Consider the following 23,994-nt stretch of genomic DNA (forward strand, 5'->3'; position numbering starts at 1 on the left):
GAAAAAATTAAAGACAAAAAAATTAGGTCAGTCGACCTAATTTAAAGCATGGCATTCACCTCGGTACAGGACTGGCTTATTTTCTGGTTGCCTGATGATGAGGCAGATGTTCATACAATGATTGGCAGACACCATTGATATGTTCTTCAATCAGCTTTACCGCCAAGTCGACATCTTTGGCTTTGCACGCCCTGACGATTTCCTTATGCTCATCATTAGCACGGGATTTACCTGATGAAACATTCATTTGAAGTCTGAGATAACGCTCGATCTTGTCATAAATTGAACGGATCAGACCAAGCATATAGGGACGTTGGGCCGGTTCATACAGGCAGGCATGTAATTGCCAGTTCAATGTTGTCCAGCTGCCAATATCCATGGTATCAATAAAGGCATTGCAGATTTCTTCGGCCTTTTGATAGGTTTCTTCGGTCATATTCGGTACAGCCAGCTGGATCAGCTTGGTTTCCAGCATCACCCGCACCTCAAAAATCTGGGCCAGTTCTTCTTCAGAAATACGGGTGACAAGTGCTCCACGATTTTTCTTGAATTCAACCAGTCCCTCTGCTTCTAATTGTTTTAATGCTTCACGAACCGGAATCTTGCTGACATTGAAAAGCCGGGCAATTTCATCCTGACGAATCGGCTCACCTTCAGCAATATGACCGGCAATAATTGCTTCTCTGATATATTTCACAATTACTTCAGATACTGACGGTAGTGCACCTAAATTTGATACATTAAAAGATGGTAGCGCCACGGATATTCTTTTCACCTCAAACTATGACACAAATGGATGACTTCGACAGCCTCCAGAATGATGAAATCATTGCTTTAACAACCGGCCGTTCAAGGCAGTCTGTCCCCTGATGGACCCGGTTTTCACAATCATTCCTGAATATGCAAACAGCAGATATTTTTTTAATAACAGGCTGCCCAAGTATACTTTATACCATTTAATTCACAAAGTGGTTGTGACTATGCTGAAATCGTCATCATAATGAAGTTTTCATGCAAGAGAAAAGTCTCCTTCACAGGCATACTTGGTCACAAATGCCCGATCCATTACCCGTCTTATCGCCCACTCCCGGCCAGAATCATGACGATGATCTTCACCAGCGGATGCCTGAGCCAGACAATCTTCAGTATATGAACCAGTATTTATGACTATACAATCCAATAAGACTACAACACTCACTTATTATACGGGCTTGCTCTCCGTTTTATTTGCTGCTTTTCTATGGGGCACCGCAGGCACGGCGGCCTCTTTTGCCCAAGGAATCAGTCCGATTGTTATTGCCAGTCTTTCTGTCTGCCTGGGTGGCTTAATTCATGCCAGTCTCAGTTTCAGGGCAATCAAGAATAACGCTTTTAAACTGGCTAACCATAAGACCAAAATAGGCATAGCCGTCATTGTTTCCATTCTTTGTCCTTTTGCCTTTTATAATTCTGTTGCCTTGGCCGGTGTGTCGGTCGGGACAGTCGTTTCAATTGGCTGCGCCCCGTTATTTTCGGTTTTACTTGAATGGTTTTTTGATAAACGTAAGCTCTCTGTGCAATGGCTGATCAGTTTTATTCTTGGTTTTACAGGAATTATTTTTCTCTGTTTCTCTGGTGAGCATGCCCCTCAGGCCCCGGTGACGACTTCTCAGCATATCATCGGTATATTTTTTGGTTTAGTGTCCAGTTTCAGCTATGCAAGCTATTCCTGGACAATGAAAAACCTTATTCATACAGGTATTGACTCACGGGCTGCTATGGGCGTGATTTTTGGGATTTCTGCCCTCATCCTGTTACCCACATTATTCATTACCGCTACGCACCTGTTTGACCATCCAGCAAATATCTGGGTGGCACTGTATATCCCGGTTGTCCCCATGTTTTTGGGTTATCTTTTTTTCAGTTTTGGCCTGAAACGTATACCTGCAAGTCAGGCAATGACACTGGCACTGGTTGAAATTCCAGTCGCTACCTTATTGGCTGTTCTGCTTGTCGGTGAACGCCTGAATATAAATGGATATTTCGGCTTAATCCTGATTTTCTTATGTGTGGTGGTTCTGACCAAAAAATAAAGGTGAGACCAAGACCAGAAGAGCAAAAATAAAAAGGCTAGAAAATCTAGCCTTTTTATTATCAGCAAGATCATCAGATCCCGGCAGACCAGTTACGGTACCAGGTCCGGAACAATTCATACTGGGTTTCCACATACTTACGTTGTGATTCGCTGAGCGCATCTGTCTCATTGAAATGTAAGCTATATTCTTTATCGCCATTCAGTACCATCAGGTATTTATAATACAAGACCAGATCTGTTCCTTCATCAAATGATGACAATACTTCCAGAGCACTGGACAACTCTTGTGCCAGACGACGTGCTTTGGCATCTCCTGCTGCTGCTTTTTTACTTAAATCGACAAGCTGTAATACCTCTTTAGGCAATGCATTGCCAATCCCTGTAATTGCCCCGGTGGCATTGCAGTTGACAAAACCATGAAACACCTGAGTATCGACCCCGGCCATGAGAGTGACCGAATCATCTTGTGAAGTAATGAATTCTGCTGCATAACGCATATCTGCTGCGCCACCAAATTCTTTAAAACCGATCAGATTTGGAAATTCACGGCGTAACTCAAAAAACAGGTCGGCACGCGTTGCAAAGCCATAATATGGGCTATTATAAATGACCGCAGCAAGGCTGGGTGCAGCTTTTAAAATCGCTGAAAAATGTGCTTTTTGCGCTGCCGGAGATGCACCACGTGACAATACCCGTGGAATCACCATCAGGCCCTGGGCCCCCACTTTTTCTGCATGTGCAGCATGAGAAACCGCTTCTTTGGTATTTACCGCTCCTGTCCCCACAATTGTTGGGATACCTGCAGCCACCAGACGGGCTACACCTTCCTGACGCTGGGCTTCTGTCAATAATGGCCAGTCCCCCATTGAACCGCAATATACAACGGCACTCATTCCCGCTTCGATCAGTTCGCGGCCTTTTTTTACCAGCGCATCGAAGTCTGGCTCACGATTTGCCGTACATGGGGTCATCAACGCCGGGATACATCCTGTAAAGATATTAGTCATCATTATTCCTCAATCATCATGTTTAAAAACATTGCGCGTTTTGCAATCTTGTATTGCCAGTTTGAACCAACAAAGCCGTTTTAAATTGGCTTTCCCTATATTTTGAATATCGTATACGATATACATGGAGAAAAAAAGCCCTTTTCTAAAAAAAGGCTCCGGAGTATTGATCCGGCCAAGACAACCAGTAGCCCGAAAGCCTTAATACATTAGAAAAAAACGAGTTAATGCAATAAAAAAAGGGCTGAAAACTCAGCCCTTTTTCTTCAGATCAGTTTGTCAAAGTTATGCATCGGTATTAAATGCCACGCTATGCTGCTCATTTTTCAACTTTCGCTGTTTCAGATAATAGGCAAACATCAGGCAAAGAATCCATGCAGGAATCATCATTACCGCAATACGCATATCCGGCGTTAATGACATGATCACCAAAATACCCAGCATAAAAATCATGCAAAGATAATTACTGAACGGATACGCAATACTTGGGAATTTGGTCGTTACACCCTGTGCCTGCATCGATTTACGAAACTTGAGATGTGTCCATGAAATGACCACCCAGTTAATCACAATTGCGGCAACCACCAGCATCATCAGCAGGCCAAATGCTTTTTCAGGGAATGCATAGTTCAGCAATACGCATAGAACTGTCACAAATGCTGAAACATAGACCGCGTTGGTTGGAATACCACGTTTATTGATATGCTTGAGGAATTTTGGCGCATTGCCCTGTTGTGCCAGACCTAACAGCATACGGCTACTGCAATAACTGGTACCGTTATATACCGATACTGCTGCGGTCAGGATCACAAAGTTGAGCAAGGTGGCGACGCCCTGGCTATCGAGTGAAGCGAAGACCATCACAAATGGGCTACCGCCCTGTGCCATCTGGTTCCATGGGAATAATGCAAACAGAATGAAAAGTGTCGCAATATAGAAAATCAGGATACGGTAAATAATTTGATTGACGGCTTTAGGCAAGGTTTTATCTGGATCACGGGCTTCGGCTGCAGTAATCCCGAACAGCTCGATACCACCGAATGCAAAGATAATCACCGCCATGGCCATAACCAGACCTTCAACACCAAACGGGAAAAAACCGCCTAAGGCCCAAAGGTTGCTAATACTTGCCTGTGGCCCTGCCGTGCCTGTTGCAAGCAGATAGGAACCAAAACCAATCATAGCCAGAATGGCCAGAATCTTGACGATGGAAAACCAGAACTCCATTTCGCCAAAAAACTTTACATGTAACAGATTGATACCGTTAATCAAGATAAAGAAAGCCAGTGCTGATATCCAGGTCGGGATTTCAGGCCACCAGTATTGAATATACAGACCAATGGCACTCAGCTCCGCCATACACACCAGCACATTGAGTACCCAGTAGTTCCAGCCCGACATAAAGCCTGCAAATGAACCCCAGTATTTATAGGCAAAATGACTGAAGGAACCGCTGACCGGCTCCTGTACCACCATTTCACCTAACTGGCGCATCATTAAAAATGCAATCAGTCCTGCAATTGCATAACCGAGGATGACTGAGGGGCCCGCCAGCTTGATCGATTGGGATATCCCGAGAAACAGACCTGTGCCAATCGCACCACCTAGCGCGATAAGCTGGATGTGCCGATTGCTTAAACCATGTTTCAGGTTTCCTTGCTCCTGTTTTGACATATGATTATTCTCGTCCTTGTCGCGTAATTTTTTTGTCTAAAATTACGTATATCATAAGTTGATCACCAATGCCTACCTCAAATCAAAAAATAATTGATTTACTTTTCAGATAACCGCGCATATAAACAGAAAATTCAATAAATAACAAATATTATGAATAATGTAATTAAATTATGTATTGCGTAATTAATTATTTTCAGTATGATAGAAATCATCAACAACCGCTTTGTTGCTTCAGACAATCTGGAAAAGCAGCTAGAAAATATAAATATTTAGTGTTTTTTCAAAAACTTGCAGCAGGAAAGCCAAAAAATTAAATCATTTTTACAAAATGAAAGACAAGGAAGGTACAGCATGGCACAACAATTAACCTCTTTTCTTGAAATTGATCCGCAATCAGATTTCACTATTCATAATTTGCCTTACGGAATCTTTAGTGAAACGGCACAAGGTGAAAAACGTGTTGGTGTTGCGATTGGTGACTGGGTAGTTGATCTTGCAGTACTTGAAGCACATGGCCTGCTACACAGCAAGGTAGAGGGCTGTTTTAACCAGACCACCCTGAACAAGTTTATCGAGACAGGCAAGCAAAATTGGCAGGCTGTCCGCAAGACATTACAAAGTTTACTCTCTGCCGACAATCCGGCTTTACGTGACGATGCCGACTTACGCCAGAAAGCGTTTTTTAAGCAAGAGGCCGTTACCCTGCATTTACCGGTTCATGTTCCGGGTTATACCGACTTTTATTCATCGAAAGAACATGCGACCAATGTCGGTACCATGTTTCGCGATCCAAAAAATGCCCTGCTGCCAAACTGGAGTGAACTGCCAGTAGGTTATAACGGCCGTGCCAGCTCGGTAATCGTCAGTGGCAAAGATATTGTCCGTCCGTCAGGCCAGATCAAGTTACCCAATCAAGAACGTCCTGTTTTTTCAGCCACCCGTAAGCTCGACTTTGAGCTGGAGACCGCATTTATTGTGGGTCAGGCCACTGAACTGGGAGAGCCGGTTGCAATTGAAAATGCCTGGGATCACATCTTTGGCATGGTGCTGCTGAATGACTGGTCGGCACGTGATATCCAGCAATGGGAATATGTTCCGCTGGGCCCCTTCAATGCCAAAACCTTTGCCAGTGCCATTTCGCCGTGGGTCGTCACCCTGGAGGCGCTGGAGCCATTTAAAGTAAAAGGCCCGGAACAGCATCCGCAACCTCTTGGCTACCTGCAAGAACATGTGGCAAATAGTTATGACATCCACTTAAGTGTTGAAGTACAAACCCCTCAATTGCAACAGCCAGAGGTCATTTGCCAGACCAACTTTAAATATATGTACTGGTCGATGGCACAGCAACTGACCCATCATACCATTGCAGGCTGCAACGTACAGGTCGGTGACTTAATGGGATCGGGTACCATTTCCGGCCCGACAGCAGACTCTTATGGCAGTCTGCTTGAGCTGACCTGGAACACCACCAAGCCACTTCAGCTATCCAACGGCGAAACACGGGGTTTCCTTGAAGACGGCGACCGTGTGGTCATGAAAGGCTATTGTGAAAAAGACGGTATTCGCGTGGGCTTTGGTGAAGTTGCCAATACCATTTTGCCAGCCCGTCAATTTAGTTTTAATGAGCAGCAGGACGAACGCTATGAAACTGTATAGTTATTTTCGTAGCTCGGCTGCCTATCGGGTGCGTATTGCGCTGAACCTGAAAGAGCTTGCGTATGAGACCCAGCCTGTTCATCTGGTCAAAAATGAGCAGCAACATCCCGATTATGTTGCGCTAAACCCAAGCCAGCTTGTGCCGGCTCTGGTCGATCAGGATCAGGCCCTGACGCAATCGCTCAGTATTCTTGAATATCTGGAAGAACAGTATCCGGCAAAACCGCTCTTGCCCAAAGATGGGCTTGAACGTGCCAAAGTCCGGGCATTTGCTCAGGTCATCGCCTGTGACATTCATCCACTGGATAACCTGAGAGTCTTGAAATATCTCAAAAATGATCTTGCGGTCAGCGATGAGCAAAAAAATCAATGGTATCAGCACTGGATTATTGAAGGCTTTAAAAGTCTGGAACAACAGTTGCAGCATTCCAATGGACAATTCTGTTTTGGCACGCAAGCCACTTTGGCCGACTGCTGCCTGATTCCGCAGGTCTATAACGCCAAGCGTTTCAAGATTGACTTAAGCGCTTTTCCCAAAATTGAATCGATTTATCAACATTGTTTAACCCTGCCGGCATTTTTACATGCTGCACCAGAACAACAACCAGACTGGGAATAAACATAAAAGGAGTTTTATCATGAGCTTTGCAATTAAAAAAATTCATCACGTGGCTTATCGCTGTAAAGACGCCAAGGAAACGGTGGAATGGTACAAGAAAATGCTCAACATGGATTTCATTCTGGCCTTTGCAGAAGACCATGTCCCGTCAACCAAAGCTTTTGATCCTTATATGCATCTATTTCTCGATGCAGGCCAAGGCAATGTGCTGGCGTTTTTTGAACTCCCGACCCAACCGGAAATGGGTCGTGATGAAAATACTCCTCAATGGGTTCAGCATATCGCCTTTGAAGTAGAAGATCTGGATGCGCTACTGGCGGCTAAAGCCCATCTCGAAGCCAATGATGTCAAAGTTCTGGGCATTACCAATCATGGTATTTTCCATTCCATTTACTTCTTCGATCCAAACGGCCACCGTCTGGAACTGACTTATAATGATGCCCATGCCGATGCCAAGATTTCACGCATTACTGAAGAAATGAAACTGGAAATGCTGGATGAATGGAGTCGCACCAAACGTGCCCCGCATCATACCCACTTCCTGCATGAAGACGAGTTGGGAGCTTGACCATGGTCGATAAAGTGGCAAGTAGTGCCGAAGCCGCACTGCAAGGCATTGTCAAGGATGGCCAGACCATTGCTGTAGGCGGCTTTGGCTTGTGTGGCATTCCAGAAGCACTGATTCAGGCTTTAAAACATAGCGGTGCGAAACAGCTCACCTGTATCAGCAACAATGCAGGTGTCGATGACTATGGCCTGGGCCTGTTATTGCAAACCAAACAGATCAAGAAAATGATTTCATCCTATGTTGGTGAAAACAAGGAATTTGAACGTCAGTTTCTAAATGGTGAACTGGAGGTTGAACTGACTCCTCAAGGCACGCTGGCAGAAAAGCTGCGCGCCGGTGGAGCAGGAATCCCTGCATTTTATACGGCAACCGGTGTCGGTACCACCATTGCAGAAGGTAAGGAAGTCCGTCAGTTTGATGGCAAGTCCTACCTGCTGGAAGCATCGCTGACGGCGGATGTGGCGCTGGTCAAAGCGTATAAGGCAGATAAAGCAGGTAACCTGGTCTTTCGTAAGACGGCCCGTAATTTCAATCCCGAATGCGCGATGGCCGGACGCTATACCATTGTAGAAGTGGAGCAGATTGTAGAGCTTGGTGAAATCGATCCCGATGAAATCCATTTACCGGGGATTTATGTCAATGCAATTGTACTGAATACCCGACCGGAGAAACGGATTGAGCAACGTACTTTAAAAGTAGCCGGATAAGGAGTTTTCAATGGCCTGGACAAAACAACAAATGGCGCAACGCGCAGCACAAGAACTGCAAGACGGCTTTTACGTAAATTTGGGTATTGGCTTGCCGACACTGGTTGCCAACTATATTCCTGAAGGTATGGATGTCTGGCTGCAATCTGAAAATGGCCTGTTAGGCATTGGCGAATTTCCAACAGAAGAGCATGTCGATGCCGACCTGATCAATGCCGGCAAGCAAACCGTAACGGTAAAAACAGGAGGCGCTTTCTTTTCCAGCTCCGAGTCTTTTGCCATGATTCGTGGTGGCCATGTCAATCTGGCGATTCTGGGCGCAATGGAAGTTTCAGCACGAGGTGACCTTGCCAACTGGATGATTCCGGGTAAAAAGGTAAAAGGCATGGGCGGTGCAATGGATCTGGTGGCAGGTGTTCAAAAGGTCGTGGTCCTGATGGAACACTGTACCAAAGACGGTCAGCCTAAAATCATGCAAGACTGTACCCTCCCGCTGACTGGCAGCCAGGTGGTCAATCGCATTATCACGGACTTAGGCGTGCTTGATATTGGCGAGCATGGCATTGAACTGGTGGAGCTGGCCACAGATGTGAGCTTTGATGAGATTCAGGCTGCAACGGGTGTGCCGATTAAAAACAAGCTGGCGGCTTAAACATGCATCGTATCGGCATTGGAGCTTTTTGACTTCAATGCCGATTTTTATTGCCTGAATTTGGGCTGTCCATACTTTATTGCTGGCATGACATCGTCATGTAAGCGATTAAAAACAATTGTATACTTATACAATTCACCTATTTAAGTCATTTAAAAAGATGATTTCTATTTTGGATCATGCTCAGGCATTATGTGCTGCATGTAATATTAAATATTGATCGCCAAGCGTATGTAGATTAAGGGTTATTGAATGATTGAAGAAAAATTGTCTGGTGGGGTTCAATCACTTGAGGTCGGCCTGGCCGTACTCAATGCCCTTTTGGAACATAACAAACCGATTATATTAAAAGACCTGTCCAGCCGGCTGGACATGCATCCGGCCAAGGTACACCGCTATCTGGTCAGCCTGATCCGCATGAACTATGCCAAACAGCTTGAAGACGGACAATATGCCCTGGGTGATCAGGCATGGCGTCTGGGTCTGAACTGCATCCAGCATACCGATGTATTACAACTGGTGCAGCACCTGATTTACGAATTACAAAACAAGATTGGCTGTGGTATCCAGATCAGTAAATGGTCCCCGAGAGGCCCTCTGGTGGTGCAGTCGATTGAGTCGAACCATCCGATTTCGATTGTCACCAAGGTGGGATCGATTATGCCGCTTATTAACTCGGCAGCAGGACGCGTGTTTGCCTCTTATATGCCAGAAGCGATCATCAAGCCACTGATGCTGGCTGAATGGGACAAGGCCGCCCAGAACCACTATCCGGTCAAACCGGCCAGTTGGGATGAATTTCTTGCCCTGAAGGAAAAAACCTTGCAGCATGGGATGGCGATTGCACAGGGTGACCTGCTGGTCGGGATCAATGCGGTAGGATTACCGATCTTTAATGCTCATCATTCCATGGAGTTCTGTATCGTGGCACTGGACAGTGAAATGTTCTTCTCGGTGCAAGAAGGCAGTGAAAAACTGGAACTGTTTAAACGTGAAGTGGCCGCCATCAATCAATATATCCAGACCCGTTAATTTTTTATTCCTCCATAAAAAAAGCCAAGAAGTAAACTTCTTGGCTTTTTTAGCTACATAAGTTTTAGCTTATTTTGCTTCTAGTACACCGCGGCGAATCTGGTCACGTTCAATTGATTCAAATAGTGCCTTGAAGTTTCCTTCACCAAAACCGTCATCATCTTTACGCTGAATAAATTCAAAGAAAACCGGCCCCAGCATGTTTTGCGAGAAAATCTGTAATAACAGTTTTTTCTGGCCATCTTTGGTGTTGCCATCCAGCAAGATACCGCGTTTTTGCAGCTCTTCGGTTGGCTCGCCATGATCAGGTAAACGCTCTTTCAACATTTCATAGTAAGTTTCAGGTGGTGCTGTCATAAACTCCATACCCAAACCTTTTAACTTGTCCCATGTTGAAATCAGGTCATCGGTAATAAAGGCAATATGCTGGATGCCTTCACCATTAAAGTCTGCCAGGAACTCGGCAATCTGACCGTTGCCCTTGTCGGAATCTTCATTCAATGGAATGCGGATCATGCCATCAGGTGCAGTCAAGGCTTTCGAGGTCAAACCGGTATATTCACCTTTAATATCGAAATAACGGATTTCCTGGAAATTAAAGATTTTTTCATAGAAATTGGCCCAGTATTCCATACGGCCTTTATACACGTTATGGGTTAAATGGTCGATTTCATTGAGGCCTGCGCCTTTTGGATTGCGCTCGACATCATCAAAGAAAACAAAGTCATTTTCATAAATATCACGGTCTACCAGGAAGATTGGCATACCACCGATGCCCTTGATCGCCGGAATATTGAGCTCCATTGGTCCGGCTTGCGAATACATCGGCTCTGCGCCCAGCTCTACTGCCTTTTTAAATGCCTTGGCAGCATCACGTGTTCTAAAGCCCATTGCACATGCGGATGGACCGTGCTCTTTAAAGAAATATGAAGCATAAGATTCAGGCTGGTAATTCAGAATGATATTGATATTACCTTGACGCCACAAATAAACTTTTTTGGATTTATGCTTTGCAACCTTGGTAAAGCCGATTGTTTCAAAGATTTGATCTAATCCATTTTCCGTTGAAACAAATTCAATAAAAGCAAATCCACATAATTCTAATGGGTTATCTAAAATGTCCATCTAGTTTCCCTTATTTAGATCAATTCATCCGTTGTGAATGCAAAGTCGCTGTCCTGTTCTCGCTGAATCATCTTCACTAAACAAAAAGCGCACTTATATGCATTACATTTAGAAAAGGCCACAGAAGTTTTTATAGCTATGTCAAAAGCATCCGTGTCAAACCTTTTCCTTCCCTAAAGCAGCATATGCAAAATCATATATTTTTTCACATATGCCCTTAACCATAAATTCATGCTACAAGAAAGATTAAATTTATGCAATACATAATTAAATTATGTTATGTGTAATTTAATTCAAGATCTATGATCGAATGAATGGCTCAGTTTTATGGCCTTGTATTTTTTATAAAAAGCGATTTAAAAAGAAAATAGCCGACAACGAAATCCGACCTTGGTCTCAAAGCCGGAAAAAACCTGATTGCACAGACAGCCGTTATCTGGAATAACACAGGGAATTTGTAGAGATAAAAAAAAGCCGCATACCGGTCATGCTGGCCGACCAGTATGCTTTTATTTTAAGATGAGAATGCCCAGATGTCTTGAGCGTTGACAGTATCTGATAACAATCTAAAGGCGGCAGGCTCCAGATCCTCATCTATCACCACATAACCTTTTACATTATTTTTTAAGGCTGCACAGCTGTTTTCAGTGAATTGATAAGTTGCAGTATTGGCCATTGGGCTCTCGCTGATTTTCCCACTAAAGTGACAGTTTTGATCAAGTGAGTTTATTTGTCCTTGACCTTTGATCTCAACCGGAATCGTACGGCCATCTGCCAGAGATAAGCTATAGCTTCCTGCCAGCTCATTCAACCCCAGCTGACGATCTGCAATTTTTTCTTGACTGGCAAACTCAAGCTTAAGCGGTTGACCGCTCTGATTGCTGCTGTGCCATGTTCGCGTTGCTGTATCATAATGTATCACTCTCTGGGCACGATCTTGCTCACCATTCAAAACCACCAGCTTGCTGCCATCTGCACCTGAATAGTATTTACCCACCGTAGGCAATTCCTGACCGGTTTCAACGCTGACTGCATACGTCCCCGTCGTTAAAGCAGGTACCGGTTCCGGCTTGCCGGCTACCGGGTCTGGCTGATCTGTGTGATCATCATCACAGGCGGTCAACGCCACACCAAGAAGCAATATCCATAGACTACGTTGCATGGCCTTCCCCTTATCTGAACAGATTTTTAAGGCGTATTTTCAGCCATTGCTGTGCTGCCGGACGGTGCTCATAGGCCACCTGCATTGCAGTCACCGCAATTTTGTTTTGCACCACAACACTTTCATCTGTGGCCTGTGCTGCGGTTGGGGGATTAGAAGCAAGTTCGTAACCCAGGCCATACTGATAACTTCCTTTACCATCTTTGCTTAGCTTGAACTTGAAGTTATACAGATCGTAGCTTCCAATTTTGGAAAAGGTAAACGGCGTAGCGGCACTCAGGTTTTTTGGGAAATTGACATTTAGCGCAAGCCCTTTAGGTAATAATGCTCCCTGTCCTGCCTTGTTCTGCAACTCTTTTAATAGTACGACCACCTGTTTGGCCACCACGACCGAATTGGCATTATTCAGGGTCTTGTCATCAACGGTATTACTATCTGCACTTAATGCAATTGACGGTATTCCTTTCCCGGCCGAGTACTGGACATTACCAATGGTACCCGAATGTACCACGACCTTACCGACATTCTGCCCTTCATTCGGTCCAGACAGGACCAGATCTGGCACTTTGCCCCAGCGTTTATAGGCCACAACATCCAGGCCATATGCTGTTGCCATGACAGGTGTGCCGTGCACATAATTCCAGTCACCATTATTATAACCGGCTTTGGTGAACTGACCTGCTGCCGGCGCGCCCAGTGGTGCTGCGCCATTATGGCAACCATTTTCGGTAGCCACCTGCCTGTCATTGTCTGCCGTAATCACGCTGGTACTGTACATGACAATTGCACCACCACGCCCACTTTGTGGTGAACATGGCAGCGAAACCGCCACATCATGGCCATTGGCCCTTAATTCATCGTAGAGTGCCTTGACATTACTGGTTAGCCCATCATCATTGACGACTAAAATATTTAATGCGAAAGCCTGTGTGCTACATGCAGCCAGAATGATGCCACCGATAAAGCCGTTTTTCATTGTTTTCACTTGTTTTAAAATATTCGCCAGAAACAATAGGGCTCAAATATGTAAATTGTATGACCGGTTGGCAAAGAGATTTTGCTGATAAAACCTTCCGAAAAAGCATCACTGTCTTAAATTCTTAACAAAGTTTGATTAGCTTATGAGGATGACTCCAAAAGATCCAAGAGATGCTTTTCAATGACCCAGACCTCCATCTTCGACAAGCTGACCCAACTTATTGATCGCTATAGTCATGAACATGGCGCCAGACCCCAGAAAATCCTGATTGGCTACAAGGCCTATTATCACCTGATGAGCAATTCCAGTTTCGCCACAGAAGTTACAGATTCGGCCTTAAACCCCAATAAAAGAAAGTATAAAAAGATTAAGATCAAAATCACGAAAGATGACTATCAACTTGAATTAGAATGACTTTCTGGCTAGATAAAGCCTCAGTATCCTACAGGCCAACTTTTAAAGCAGAATGTCATTTTCATTATAATATTTTTCCAGTTCAGCAATCAGCTGTTGTTTCCGGTCCATGCCATATAATTCAAACCTGATCTTTTCCAGATAATTGACAATAAAGATCAGGCGGCTGTTTTCATCATTTTGCCGGTGCTTTTGCTGTAGAAATTTCTTATATTCTACAAATAGCTGATAATTTTTTCGTCTATAGCGTTTTCTTGTATTTACTGTGTCTTGTTGCTCAAACATGTCTATATGTTGCCTCCAAAATAAAAACCCACCGAAGTGGGTTAAGAAACCATCAGTATGTTGTGTTAGAAAACAGCAAAATTATTATTGTTATGCTCTAACCAACCATTTCTTATTGTTATGTCATCAGGGTAATGTGTTGTTATGACAGTTCTATGACCAATGCGTGTCCACTATATGGATTTTACCGACAGACCAGGCGCTATCATCAATTGTCTGATATTACCCGGACCTTGCCTGAATAATTTGACATACATGATTGCCAATAAAACAAGATACATGAGGCCAAGTTGACCCATTCGCTTTTTAATATGCCATCAACGGGGGAATACCTGCCCAACAACGCTCCCCTTTTGACGGCAACTAAAATCGGGCTTTGAACCCTCTGCGGGCAAGGAATGCCCGTGTTTCTGGCCTAGATGCCTGCATGCACATGACTGTTTTCGGTTTGACGAGCACAAGATTAAACTATATACATAAAGGATGACGGATTTCATAGCATTATAAAAATACAGGGACTATAACCATGCCAGGACTAAGCGGAACGGTCTTGTTGTTACTGCCAGTCGATTTGCTATATCAATGAGTTAGCTCAATTGTACGTGTGCCTCTATTTCCCCGCTTCACAGCTGCACGCACTTTATTAAACAATGTCTGACAACAGTTTATAGGTCGTGATTTTCCTGTTGGCCCAGTGGCGTGATTACACGACTTCCTAAGTGTGGTCCATTTTAAAACAACAACATTTTATAACTGGAGAATAAAAATGTCCTGCTCAATTCATCTTCCACGGATCATGGAAATCGGGAAAAATGCCAGAGCCAAACTTCCTGCCATTCTGGAAAGCCTGGGCGCCCGCTATCCATTAATTATCACCGACAAGATGATGGTCTCACTGGGCTATATCAAGGAAATTCAAGAGCTGTTGTCAGCCGCCAATATAGCGAGTGACTATTTTGATCAAACCATTCCTGAACCCACATCCGGCTCGATTGAGGCAGGTGTTCATCATGTCAAAAGCCATGATTATGATGCCATTATCGCTGTCGGGGGTGGCAGTCCCATAGACAGTGCCAAAGCAATCAGTATTTTGAGCCGGCATGGGGGTGTTATTGCTGACTATAAATTCCCGCGACAGGTCAATGAAAGTGGCCTTCCGATTATCGCCATCCCGACCACCGCAGGAACAGGATCGGAATGTACCCGTTTTACCATCATCACCAATGAGCAGAACAGTGAAAAGATGCTATGCGCCGGATTAGGTTTTTTGCCTGTTGCTGCAATTATCGACTATGAGCTCACAATATCGCTGCCACCCCGCACAACTGCAGATACCGGCATTGATGCATTGACCCATGCCATGGAAGCCTATGTCAGCAAGAAAGCAAGCCCGTATAGCGATGCTCAGGCACTGGCAGCCATGAAGCTGATCGGGCCAAATTTGCAAAAAGCGTATCATCAGCCTGACAATGCATCGGCCCGTGAAAAAATGATGCTTGGTTCAACTTTGGCAGGTATTGCCTTTTCCAATGCTTCTGTTGCTCTGGTTCACGGCATGAGCCGGCCAATCGGTGCTTTTTTCCATGTGCCTCATGGTCTATCCAATGCCATGCTGTTACCTAGCGTTACCGAGTTTTCGATTCACGCTGCACCGGAACGCTATGCCGAGTGTGCCAAAGCAATTGGTTGCGCCCATCCGGATGATACAACCGAATGTGCAAATCAGAAACTTGTCCAAACCCTGATTGCATTGAATCAGGATCTGAAAGTCCCCACCCTGGCCGAGTTTGGTGTAGATAAACAATATTTTGATGAAGTGGTACAGATCATGGCTGAGCAGGCGCTTGCTTCTGGTTCTCCTGCCAATAACCCGATTGTCCCGAGCCGTGAGCAAATTATTCAGCTGTATCAGAAACTCTGGACCGCATAACCGCCTGCTTTGTATCAACAAAGGATGAACTGACTGGAATAAATCTGTCATCTGGGGAGTGGCACAATCAATACTGCCTATCAGTCTGGCTAGACGATGTTGGTGCTTTCTTTCGATGCCAGAATGAGATTAAGGTTAAAAAATATACTTAAAACCAATTTATTATTATTTAGATTTAAGTTCTTTAGGCATTGTTCACATTCAAAAAGGATATTGAGTAACGTATTACTCAATATCCCGGATTTATTGTTCACTAGCAGTCTAGGCCAGAAGTTGCCTGATCTTGACCCTAGCTAGACATGATGTGTTGATGACTAACTGGTAAAACGCCCGTATTCATCACGTTTTTGATTGCCACGACCACGGCCGCCACGGCTGTCATAATCATCATCGTCATCATCACGACGGCTACTGCCTCGGCCACCAGAACGGCCACCACGATCATCATAGTCATCGTCATCATCGCGACGGCTGCGGCTCCGACCGCCGGAACGGCTGCCACGGTTGTCATCTTCATCGTCGTCATCGCGACGGCTGCGGCCTCGACCACCGGAACGGCTGCCACGATCATCATAATCATCGTCGTCATCGCGACGGCTGCGGCCTCGACCACCGGAACGGCTGCCACGGTTATCATCTTCATCGTCGTCATCACGACGGCTACGGCCCCGACCGCCGGAACGGCTGCCACGGTTGTCATCTTCATCGTCGTCATCGCGACGGCTACGACCACGGCCGCCAGAACGGCCACCACGGTTGTCATCTTCATCGTCGTCATCGCGACGGCTGCGGCCTCGGCCACCGGAACGGCCACAACGATCATCATAATCATCGTCATCATCACGACGGCTGCGGCCTCGGCCACCGGAACGGCTGCCACGGTTATCATCTTCATCGTCATCATCACGACGGCTGCGACCACGGCCGCTAGAGCGGCTACCACGATCGTCATCTTCATCATCGTCATCACGACGGCTGCGACCACGACCACCTGAGCGGCTACCACGGTTGTCATCTTCATCATCGTCATCACGACGGCTGCGACCACGGCCGCCGGAACGGCTACCACGATCATCATAATCATCGTCGTCATCATCACGACGGCTACGGCCCCGACCGCCGGAACGGCCACCACGGTTGTCATCTTCGTCGTCATCATCACGACGGCTGCGACCACGGCCACCTGAGCGGCTGCCACGATCATCATAATCATCGTCGTCATCATCACGACGGCTGCGACCACGGCCACCAGAGCGGCCACCGCGATCATCATAATCATCGTCATCATCATAACGACTGCTAGAACGGCGATCATTTTTATGGCTTAAAGAGCCAGCTTCACGCGCTTCTTCAGAAGTAAATTCGTGGGCATTTCCACGTGAGTGTGCGATACGTCCAGCTTCGCGTGCTTCTTCAGAAGTAAATTCATGAGCATTTCCGCTTGCATGGGCTGCGCGTCCACCCTTGCTTGCAATTTCCCGTAGTCGATCTGGATCCATGCTCGCAAATCCACGATTTGAGGTACCTGAGTTATTATCTTGATCATCGCGTCTAGAATCTTGATTAGCCATAATTATCTCTTCCTCTATTAAAATTATATATACGCCGTTATCAGCGGCTATATTCACCATAAGAGATAAAATGCTTTTTCTCTAACCTCGCTATGTTTCAATACTTTTAAATGTTTCCCGATGCTTTTCCCAGAAAAAATATATCAGCCTGTTATTTTAGGAGTTTTTAAATAATACCGTATAAATATAAAGGTCGTATTTTACGCTTTAAATAACTCGATGAAGAAACCATTAATAAACTCTACAAATAAACATTCATTTACAACAGCCATCTAAAATATTAAGGTTTACATAAAAAAATACAAAGCTTATGTTTAAAGTCACAATCAGATTTAAGACATTAAAAATTCTCTGGACTTAAAAGATTGTGAGGAAATATAAAATGGAGACAAATCAGACTGTAGGACTAAAACCGACCTTTATCGCCTTCATCAGTCCTGAGATTTTGCTGGCGCATGTCAATGTCAATCACGATGCCTGGGTAGAGTATGAATCAGGCCATTTTTACAAGATCGAAAAAAAAGATATCACACTCCCGTTTCAGCGCTATGTCTATATCACCGATAACAGGGAAAATCTGGAAATAAGCGAGCAAGAGCAAGCCATTTTAAAGGATTTAGAACCGCACAATAGCGATACTATACCTGGCAAACTCGAAATGGCTGAAAATACAATCCGGGCAATCCTTAATCTGGATCAAACCACCCCGATTGAGAACTGGACTCAGGATACAGATAATAGAACGCTGGTAGAAGATATTATTGCCAGTCATCACATCAAGATTTTATGGATTATCTAGCCCTGCTATTCTTATGGATAAATTTTATATTTTTTTACCTGCCTCTACTTAAAAAATACAATTTCAACTAATCAAAACATTGTCCTTACCGAAAATAACATCTTTTTCAAAGATGATTAAAAATAATCTCACGCAAGGATCAAGGACTTTAAAATGAGCAATAATCCAGATCAATATCCAACTGCTGCACCAGCCCAAGTACAACAACACCAGCCAGGACAGCAAGATGCCATGCATCCTGAGCCTGAAATTATCAAGCCAGCTCATAAAGGCAGCCAAAAACTGCACAACAAGGTGGCGCTGATTAGTGGTGGAGATAGCGGCATAGGCCGCTCGGTTGCCGTACTGTTTGCACGTGAAGGTGCTGATGTGGCAATTATTTATCTTGAAGAACAGGAAGATGCTGAAAAAACTAGACAGCTGGTTGAACAGGAGGGCCAGCATTGCTTATTGATGAAAGCCGATCTCAGTGAGCCTGAGGCCTCAGAAAAATGTGTTGAAGAAACCATAAAGGTATTTGGCAATATTCATATTCTGGTCAATAACGCGGGTGTCCAGTTTCAGCAAAAAGATCTTGCCAATATCAGTCCGGAACAACTGGAAAAGACCTTTAAAACCAATATCTTTTCCATGTTTTACTTAACCAAGGCGGTTCTTCCTCATTTAAAAGAAGGTGACAGTATTATCAATACCACCAGTATTACCAGTTATCACGGTCATGATGAACTCATGGACTATGCCAGTACCAAAGGTGCAATTACCACATTTACCCGTAGTTTATCCAATAATTTAATGAAACAGAAAAAAGGGATTCGGGTTAATGGCGTTGCCCCCGGCCCGATCTGGACTCCTCTGATACCCAGCAGTTTTGATGCAGAGACCGTCGCCAAGTTTGGTCAGGACACGCCTATGGGCAGAATGGGGCAACCGAGTGAAGTGGCTCCGGCCTACCTGTTTCTGGCATCAGATGATGCCAGCTATATCACCGGACAGGTTATTCATGTCAATGGCGGTGAAATTGTAAATGGCTAAGTTGCAAAAACCTCCTTTCTGGAGGTTTTTTTAATAACAATAAAGGATGAAAAATGAATCAACATTTCAATATGGAGCTGATACAGCAAAGGGCTTTGCTTTATTTGCTCAATTTTTTAGAAAAACGGCATTATCGTTTTACAGTCATTACTCCTCTTAGTCATCAGCGCATCTTTATGCGTAAAAAAAACCAGCCCACCGAGCTCAGAAGTCTGAAGGATATTTTTGGCTGGAACCTGCCTTTTTATCCGGAAGATCTGGATCCGCAGCTTTTTCTGATCTTAAAAAATGCCCACCTGATCCATATCGAGCAGCAACACTGGCTCAGTGCGGTCCGGGTCGCTTCACTGGATGACCAGTTATTTATTCATTCCGCTTTTCCAACAGTTGAAACGGATGCCGTTTTCTTTGGGCCAGATACTTACCGTTTTTATTACCATCTTAAACAATATGTGCTGCACCATCCCCATCCAGTACAGCGCAGTGTTGAGCTGTGTTGCGGGGCTTCTCCTGTAGCCATTGCAATGTCCAGATTATTGACCGACACGGCCGAAATTTTTACTGCCGACATCAATCCTAAAGCCCTGTTCTATAGTCAGGTCAATAAAATGTTTAGCGGCATAGATAACCTTCATCCAACCTATAGCGACCTGTTTTCGGATCTGGACGGTCAGTTTGACTTGATTTTTGCCAACCCGCCTTATCTGATGGATGTACATGAACGTCAATACCGGCATGGCGGTCATACACTTGATGGAACTGAACTGGCTTTTAATATCCTTAAAACAGGTATCAGCAGGCTTCGTCCGCAAGGATCACTGTTTTTATATACCGGCATTGCCATAAGCCATCAGGGTAACCGCTTTTTAGAAACCGTAGATGAATGGATAAAGAATTATCCAGAATTTAAATACAATTATGTAGAGATTGATCCGGATGTTTTTGGCGAAGAGCTGGATCAGCCGGCCTACCAGCATATAGAGCGGATTGCCATTGTGCTGGTTACCCTGTTTGCGGCCTGAGCAATCACCGACCGACATAAAAAAAGCTCCTTTAACGGAGCTTTTTTGTATGGCGCATCAGGCCGGTATGGCTTCGGATACTGGTTCTCTAGACCAAATCCGGTGATGACGTATCAGCTGTTTTAATTTATCTGCGACATGACGGAAATCGTCCTGTAGCAAGGTTCCTTCATCAGGTATCAGGCCCAATCTGTCCAGCAATTCCGCTTTATCCCCTAAAAATACAATCGGTTTCAGATGTTTATAGGCTTCAAGCAGATAATGCTTGGTCACACCATCAGCCAGAACACTCTCCAGATTATCACCATCTGCAATGATGACCGCATCATAAATGATAGAAGGTTCGGCTTTCTGCATGCCATCTGAAGCGATGACTTCGTCTTTTAACCCCTTGACCGGTGCAAGCATTGGGGTGAGTAAATGTACGATGGCATTTTCCTGAAGTGACCAGTTAATAATTGTCTGTAACGTTGCGGCATTGACCTTATCGTGGATCAGGACAGCGATTTTGCGCCCCTGGATATCCTCCGGAATAAACGCCTGCATGGAAAGTTTCTCGGATTTTTCAATACTGGCCTGTTTAAAGTTGGCGGTTAAGTCCGGCACCTCAATGCCCAGATTGTTACCCACCTGTCTGGCCAGATCGGCATCAATATTCGCCAGAACTTCCTGAACTTCACGCTCACGAATATGCAGGCGTTGAACCTTACTCAGTTCAAAGGTATAGGCATCTACCACATGCTTTTGCTCATGTGGCGCCAAGCTTCGATAATACAGGCGGGCTTGCGAGAAATAATCCGAGAAAGACTCGCTACGCTGACGAATCTTATGCCCGTCAATGCGTTCCTGATAGCTTTCAAAACCGCCATTTTGTGCAGCTGGCGGGATTTCAACCGGCCAGTTATTGTCTATCGAGTTGGGCTGATAAGCCGCCTGTCCTTTATGAATTGTATGCTGATGTAGTCCATCACGCTGGTTATTGTGGAATGGACAAACCGGCTTATTTATCGGAATCTGATGGAAGTTTGGCCCGCCTAAACGGCTTAATTGCGTATCTGTATACGAAAACAGACGAGCTTGTAACAGCGGATCATTGGTAAAATCTATACCCGGCACAATATGCCCCGGACAAAATGCCACCTGCTCAGTTTCGGCAAAAAAATTGTCGACATTACGGTTCAATACAAACTTGCCAATCGGGGTAATCGGTACCAGTTCTTCAGGAATGATTTTGGTCGGGTCAAGCAGGTCAAAGTCGAAGCTCATCTCATCTTCTTCCTCAACAATCTGTACGCCGAGTTCCCATTCAGGATACAGTCCCTGCTCAATGGCTTCATACAGATCACGGCGATGGAAATCCGGATCTTTTCCTGCCAGCTTCTGCGCTTCATCCCAGACCAAGGCACTCAAGCCCTGTTTTGGTGTCCAGTGGAACTTGACAAAACGGGCTTTTTCATGGGCATCAATAAAACGGAAGGTATGCACACCAAAGCCCTGAATAGAGCGGAAATTGCGTGGGATGGCACGATCGGACATGGCCCACATGACCGCATGGGCAGATTCAGGAACCAGCGAGACAAAATCCCAGAAAGTATCATGGGCGGTCGCGCCAGTCGGAATTTCGGTATGCGGTTCAGGTTTCACGGCATGCACAAAATCCGGAAACTTGATCCCGTCCTGAACAAAAAAGACCGGAGCATTATTGCCGACCAGATCAAAATTACCCTCGTGCGTATAAAACTTGATGGCAAAACCACGAATATCACGTACCGTGTCGGCAGAACCACGCGGGCCCTGGACTGTCGAAAAACGTACAAAAATAGGCGTCTGGATCGTTGGATCAGTTAAAAAACCTGCTTTTGTAAAACGTTCATTGCCTTCATATGCCTGAAAATAGCCGTGTGCCCCTACACCACGAGCGTGAACAATTCGCTCCGGAATACGTTCATGGTCAAAGTGAGTAATTTTCTCACGTAAGATAAAATCCTCGATTAGGGTTGAACCACGCACACCAGCCTTCAGGCTGTTCTGGTTATCCGAAATCTTTACCCCTTGATTGGTGGTCAATGCTTCATTGGTGGCATCACTTCTGACTTGGTCGAGCTGTCTGGTCTTTTCAGTCGTATTACTTTTATCTGGTGTATTGCCAGCTACAGCACTTTGAGTATTGTTATCTTTGATATCGTCATTCATTGGGCTACCCTGTTTATTGTTGGCTAAAAAATGATTAGATGTTTCTTGATTATTGTTCCTTATTCAACGCGGCGAGGCGGTTAAATAAGGAAATAACAGTTCGACATATTTTTGCGTACTCCATAGACCGATGCTTTTGTGATGAGACTCGGGGGCAAGAAAAGGGGTCAATTTACAAAGCTTGAGAGCGAAATTGTCTGTCTGACTCACACGGCTTTGTAAATGCTCCAGTTCACCATCCGAGATATAACTAAATAAATAATCATGTAAGGGTTGTTCTTTGCTTAGGCTATTTTTATAAGGCAGAACGGTAGAGCAATACTGCTCTCCTGCAATCCAGTCATGGATGATCTGCCTTTCTGCTGGCGTAAATACACCATACATTTTTCCATCTTCATGGCTGATCATGCGCCAGAATAGGCTTTCTTCAGGATCACAGTTGAATTTAATCCAGCGTTTCTCGACCAGCTGCTTGATAAAACTGCCGATTTCGTGTGGATTGGCAAGCCACTGGTTAATGGATTTGCAACCAATAACCTGCTTTTCGTTATGGACCATTTGTCCGATCAGGGCCTTGCGTTTTAAGATTTGAAATACAAAGTTTTCAAGATCGAGATTTTTAATGATCTGTAAAGATGAAATACCTTGCTGATTCAAGGCATAACCACGTTTCACCTTATTGATGAAAAGTTCTTTATCCTTATATTTATTATAAACATTTTCAAATACTTTCAATGATTTGTGTGCATGTCCATTGTCGAGGTTATCAATGGTAATATGCAGATTGAAATACTTGGCATCAATCCCCAGCTCTTTCAATTCATAGTTGGTAATTAACAGATGCAAAGGCAACTGTTCATACCCCAGATTAAAACCGATAATTTCAGGGATAAACTCTGGTGGCGCATAGCCTAAAGCCAGCTGAACCGCTGATTGATGGTAATATTCATCCCCCAAAAAAAGCTCAAAATCGTCCAGGCCCAGGTTACGTAACAAGTCATCGTAAATACAGACATGGTTGGCCTTCGCCTGCCCTAGCCCCAGCTCTTCCAGATAAATCAGGATCAGGTCATGAAATACAGGATCATTCCAGTAATTGATAATGCTGTATAACCAGGAGCCATCTACTTTTTTTACAGGCGCAACTTTAAGTAAAAACTCGAACGCCTGCCCGATATTCTTGAAATATTCCCGTTCGGCACCCGCCTTGCGCTGGCTTAAATAATCCTGATAGCGTTGGCATACTTGCCGGTTTTCACTGTTATACCATTGCTTTATTTCCTCAACATGACTGGGCAAGGAAACCTGGCTGAGTTGAATCGTATCAAATTCATGTGTTAATAAATTGACTGCTTTTTTCTCTTTTTCAAAGTTAGAAATGTCTCCATCAAGGAAGAAAGAAACTAACTCGTAATAATTTTTATGATCGTCTTGTAACAAAGCAAGTAATCTTTTTTTTACGACAACCGACATTTCCATTCTCCGAATTG

At 44.6% G+C, this 23,994-nt stretch carries 22 protein-coding genes; 12 read left to right on the forward strand and 10 right to left on the reverse strand.

Annotated elements, in window-relative coordinates:
* Nucleotides 1–76: 76 nt before the first annotated feature.
* Nucleotides 77–760, reverse strand: coding sequence for a GntR family transcriptional regulator (locus OC23_RS09040; RefSeq protein WP_038344270.1), 684 nt, complete (start codon nt 758–760; stop codon nt 77–79).
* 403 nt (nt 761–1,163) lie between these two features.
* Here OC23_RS09040 and OC23_RS09045 point away from each other — a divergent pair, with 403 nt between their 5' ends.
* On the forward strand, nt 1,164–2,072 hold the full coding sequence (locus OC23_RS09045; protein WP_038344271.1) for a DMT family transporter: 909 nt from the start codon (nt 1,164–1,166) through the stop codon (nt 2,070–2,072).
* Between the two features lie 73 nt (nt 2,073–2,145).
* Here the strand turns inward: OC23_RS09045 and OC23_RS09050 are convergent, their stop codons facing one another.
* Nucleotides 2,146–3,081 (reverse strand): dihydrodipicolinate synthase family protein, encoded by a 936-nt coding sequence (locus OC23_RS09050; protein WP_038344272.1) that lies wholly within the window; start codon nt 3,079–3,081, stop codon nt 2,146–2,148.
* Nucleotides 3,082–3,366: 285 nt separating this feature from the next.
* Nucleotides 3,367–4,755 (reverse strand): amino acid permease, encoded by a 1,389-nt coding sequence (locus OC23_RS09055; protein ID WP_038344273.1) that lies wholly within the window; start codon nt 4,753–4,755, stop codon nt 3,367–3,369.
* Nucleotides 4,756–5,109: 354 nt separating this feature from the next.
* On the opposite strand from OC23_RS09055, the gene fahA reads away from it, so the two are divergent.
* The 6 genes from fahA (at nt 5,110) to OC23_RS09085 (ending at nt 9,992) form a co-directional block, all read left to right on the forward strand.
* Nucleotides 5,110–6,414, forward strand: a complete 1,305-nt coding sequence (gene fahA, locus OC23_RS09060; RefSeq protein WP_038344274.1) for a fumarylacetoacetase — start codon at nt 5,110–5,112, stop codon at nt 6,412–6,414.
* Nucleotides 6,401–7,033: a maleylacetoacetate isomerase gene (gene maiA / locus OC23_RS09065; protein WP_038344275.1), complete on the forward strand. Its 633-nt coding sequence runs from the start codon at nt 6,401–6,403 to the stop codon at nt 7,031–7,033. The genes fahA and maiA overlap by 14 nt, the downstream gene beginning before the upstream one ends.
* Before the next feature lie 19 nt (nt 7,034–7,052).
* Nucleotides 7,053–7,601 (forward strand): VOC family protein, encoded by a 549-nt coding sequence (locus tag OC23_RS09070; RefSeq protein WP_038344276.1) that lies wholly within the window; start codon nt 7,053–7,055, stop codon nt 7,599–7,601.
* Between the two features lie 2 nt (nt 7,602–7,603).
* The gene (locus tag OC23_RS09075) at nt 7,604–8,308 is read left to right on the forward strand and encodes a CoA transferase subunit A (RefSeq protein WP_038344277.1); all 705 of its coding nucleotides are present in this window, start codon (nt 7,604–7,606) and stop codon (nt 8,306–8,308) included.
* A gap of 10 nt (nt 8,309–8,318) precedes the next feature.
* Nucleotides 8,319–8,960 (forward strand): 3-oxoacid CoA-transferase subunit B, encoded by a 642-nt coding sequence (locus OC23_RS09080; RefSeq protein WP_038344278.1) that lies wholly within the window; start codon nt 8,319–8,321, stop codon nt 8,958–8,960.
* A gap of 252 nt (nt 8,961–9,212) precedes the next feature.
* The gene (locus OC23_RS09085) at nt 9,213–9,992 is read left to right on the forward strand and encodes an IclR family transcriptional regulator (protein WP_038344279.1); all 780 of its coding nucleotides are present in this window, start codon (nt 9,213–9,215) and stop codon (nt 9,990–9,992) included.
* Between the two features lie 69 nt (nt 9,993–10,061).
* Here the strand turns inward: OC23_RS09085 and hppD are convergent, their stop codons facing one another.
* The 3 genes from hppD to OC23_RS09100 form a co-directional block, all read right to left on the reverse strand.
* On the reverse strand, nt 10,062–11,117 hold the full coding sequence (gene hppD, locus OC23_RS09090; RefSeq protein WP_038344280.1) for a 4-hydroxyphenylpyruvate dioxygenase: 1,056 nt from the start codon (nt 11,115–11,117) through the stop codon (nt 10,062–10,064).
* A gap of 514 nt (nt 11,118–11,631) precedes the next feature.
* Nucleotides 11,632–12,279, reverse strand: a complete 648-nt coding sequence (locus OC23_RS09095) for a hypothetical protein (protein ID WP_038344281.1) — start codon at nt 12,277–12,279, stop codon at nt 11,632–11,634.
* A 10-nt stretch (nt 12,280–12,289) separates the two neighbouring features.
* Nucleotides 12,290–13,255, reverse strand: coding sequence for a 5'/3'-nucleotidase SurE (locus tag OC23_RS09100; protein ID WP_038344406.1), 966 nt, complete (start codon nt 13,253–13,255; stop codon nt 12,290–12,292).
* A gap of 183 nt (nt 13,256–13,438) precedes the next feature.
* Between OC23_RS09100 and OC23_RS19350 the strand changes: the two genes are divergently transcribed.
* Nucleotides 13,439–13,672, forward strand: coding sequence for a hypothetical protein (locus tag OC23_RS19350; RefSeq protein WP_038344282.1), 234 nt, complete (start codon nt 13,439–13,441; stop codon nt 13,670–13,672).
* Nucleotides 13,673–13,714: 42 nt separating this feature from the next.
* On the opposite strand, the gene OC23_RS09110 is transcribed toward OC23_RS19350, so the two are convergent.
* The gene (locus OC23_RS09110) at nt 13,715–13,957 is read right to left on the reverse strand and encodes a hypothetical protein (protein ID WP_038344283.1); all 243 of its coding nucleotides are present in this window, start codon (nt 13,955–13,957) and stop codon (nt 13,715–13,717) included.
* A gap of 766 nt (nt 13,958–14,723) precedes the next feature.
* On the opposite strand from OC23_RS09110, the gene OC23_RS09115 reads away from it, so the two are divergent.
* Nucleotides 14,724–15,887, forward strand: a complete 1,164-nt coding sequence (locus OC23_RS09115) for an iron-containing alcohol dehydrogenase (protein WP_038344284.1) — start codon at nt 14,724–14,726, stop codon at nt 15,885–15,887.
* A 314-nt stretch (nt 15,888–16,201) separates the two neighbouring features.
* Here the strand turns inward: OC23_RS09115 and OC23_RS09120 are convergent, their stop codons facing one another.
* Nucleotides 16,202–17,458 carry a KGG domain-containing protein gene (locus tag OC23_RS09120; protein WP_038344285.1) on the reverse strand — a complete coding sequence of 419 codons (1,257 nt, stop codon included), beginning with the start codon at nt 17,456–17,458 and terminating at the stop codon, nt 16,202–16,204.
* A 382-nt stretch (nt 17,459–17,840) separates the two neighbouring features.
* Between OC23_RS09120 and OC23_RS09125 the strand changes: the two genes are divergently transcribed.
* The 3 genes from OC23_RS09125 to OC23_RS09135 all read left to right on the forward strand — a co-directional run bounded on the left by OC23_RS09125 (nt 17,841) and on the right by OC23_RS09135 (nt 20,311).
* Nucleotides 17,841–18,257 carry a hypothetical protein gene (locus OC23_RS09125; protein WP_038344286.1) on the forward strand — a complete coding sequence of 139 codons (417 nt, stop codon included), beginning with the start codon at nt 17,841–17,843 and terminating at the stop codon, nt 18,255–18,257.
* 153 nt (nt 18,258–18,410) lie between these two features.
* Nucleotides 18,411–19,289, forward strand: coding sequence for an SDR family oxidoreductase (locus tag OC23_RS09130; protein ID WP_038344287.1), 879 nt, complete (start codon nt 18,411–18,413; stop codon nt 19,287–19,289).
* A 53-nt stretch (nt 19,290–19,342) separates the two neighbouring features.
* A complete protein-coding gene (locus tag OC23_RS09135; RefSeq protein WP_038344288.1) occupies nt 19,343–20,311 on the forward strand; it encodes a methyltransferase in 969 nt (322 codons plus the stop codon).
* A 57-nt stretch (nt 20,312–20,368) separates the two neighbouring features.
* On the opposite strand, the gene katE is transcribed toward OC23_RS09135, so the two are convergent.
* Nucleotides 20,369–22,567 (reverse strand): catalase HPII, encoded by a 2,199-nt coding sequence (gene katE, locus OC23_RS09140; protein ID WP_227505548.1) that lies wholly within the window; start codon nt 22,565–22,567, stop codon nt 20,369–20,371.
* Nucleotides 22,568–23,977 (reverse strand): iron-containing redox enzyme family protein, encoded by a 1,410-nt coding sequence (locus OC23_RS09145; protein ID WP_038344290.1) that lies wholly within the window; start codon nt 23,975–23,977, stop codon nt 22,568–22,570.
* Between the last annotated feature and the right edge of the window lie 17 nt (nt 23,978–23,994).

The sequence above is a fragment of the Acinetobacter sp. A47 genome (assembly GCF_000805455.1).
Lineage (GTDB): Bacteria > Pseudomonadota > Gammaproteobacteria > Pseudomonadales > Moraxellaceae > Acinetobacter.

What these genes read in the sequence shown, in the direction of transcription:
- OC23_RS09045 (WP_038344271.1), top strand. Translation starts at nt 1,164, where the DNA reads ATGACTATACAATCCAATAAGACTACAACACTCACTTATTATACGGGC.
- OC23_RS09050 (WP_038344272.1), bottom strand. Translation starts at nt 3,081, where the DNA reads ATGACTAATATCTTTACAGGATGTATCCCGGCGTTGATGACCCCATGT.
- OC23_RS09055 (WP_038344273.1), bottom strand. Translation starts at nt 4,755, where the DNA reads ATGTCAAAACAGGAGCAAGGAAACCTGAAACATGGTTTAAGCAATCGG.
- fahA (WP_038344274.1), top strand. Translation starts at nt 5,110, where the DNA reads ATGGCACAACAATTAACCTCTTTTCTTGAAATTGATCCGCAATCAGAT.
- maiA (WP_038344275.1), top strand. Translation starts at nt 6,401, where the DNA reads ATGAAACTGTATAGTTATTTTCGTAGCTCGGCTGCCTATCGGGTGCGT.
- OC23_RS09070 (WP_038344276.1), top strand. Translation starts at nt 7,053, where the DNA reads ATGAGCTTTGCAATTAAAAAAATTCATCACGTGGCTTATCGCTGTAAA.
- OC23_RS09075 (WP_038344277.1), top strand. Translation starts at nt 7,604, where the DNA reads ATGGTCGATAAAGTGGCAAGTAGTGCCGAAGCCGCACTGCAAGGCATT.
- OC23_RS09080 (WP_038344278.1), top strand. Translation starts at nt 8,319, where the DNA reads ATGGCCTGGACAAAACAACAAATGGCGCAACGCGCAGCACAAGAACTG.
- OC23_RS09085 (WP_038344279.1), top strand. Translation starts at nt 9,213, where the DNA reads ATGATTGAAGAAAAATTGTCTGGTGGGGTTCAATCACTTGAGGTCGGC.
- hppD (WP_038344280.1), bottom strand. Translation starts at nt 11,117, where the DNA reads ATGGACATTTTAGATAACCCATTAGAATTATGTGGATTTGCTTTTATT.
- OC23_RS09095 (WP_038344281.1), bottom strand. Translation starts at nt 12,279, where the DNA reads ATGCAACGTAGTCTATGGATATTGCTTCTTGGTGTGGCGTTGACCGCC.
- OC23_RS09100 (WP_038344406.1), bottom strand. Translation starts at nt 13,255, where the DNA reads ATGAAAAACGGCTTTATCGGTGGCATCATTCTGGCTGCATGTAGCACA.
- OC23_RS19350 (WP_038344282.1), top strand. Translation starts at nt 13,439, where the DNA reads ATGACCCAGACCTCCATCTTCGACAAGCTGACCCAACTTATTGATCGC.
- OC23_RS09110 (WP_038344283.1), bottom strand. Translation starts at nt 13,957, where the DNA reads ATGTTTGAGCAACAAGACACAGTAAATACAAGAAAACGCTATAGACGA.
- OC23_RS09115 (WP_038344284.1), top strand. Translation starts at nt 14,724, where the DNA reads ATGTCCTGCTCAATTCATCTTCCACGGATCATGGAAATCGGGAAAAAT.
- OC23_RS09120 (WP_038344285.1), bottom strand. Translation starts at nt 17,458, where the DNA reads ATGGCTAATCAAGATTCTAGACGCGATGATCAAGATAATAACTCAGGT.
- OC23_RS09125 (WP_038344286.1), top strand. Translation starts at nt 17,841, where the DNA reads ATGGAGACAAATCAGACTGTAGGACTAAAACCGACCTTTATCGCCTTC.
- OC23_RS09130 (WP_038344287.1), top strand. Translation starts at nt 18,411, where the DNA reads ATGAGCAATAATCCAGATCAATATCCAACTGCTGCACCAGCCCAAGTA.
- OC23_RS09135 (WP_038344288.1), top strand. Translation starts at nt 19,343, where the DNA reads ATGAATCAACATTTCAATATGGAGCTGATACAGCAAAGGGCTTTGCTT.
- OC23_RS09145 (WP_038344290.1), bottom strand. Translation starts at nt 23,977, where the DNA reads ATGTCGGTTGTCGTAAAAAAAAGATTACTTGCTTTGTTACAAGACGAT.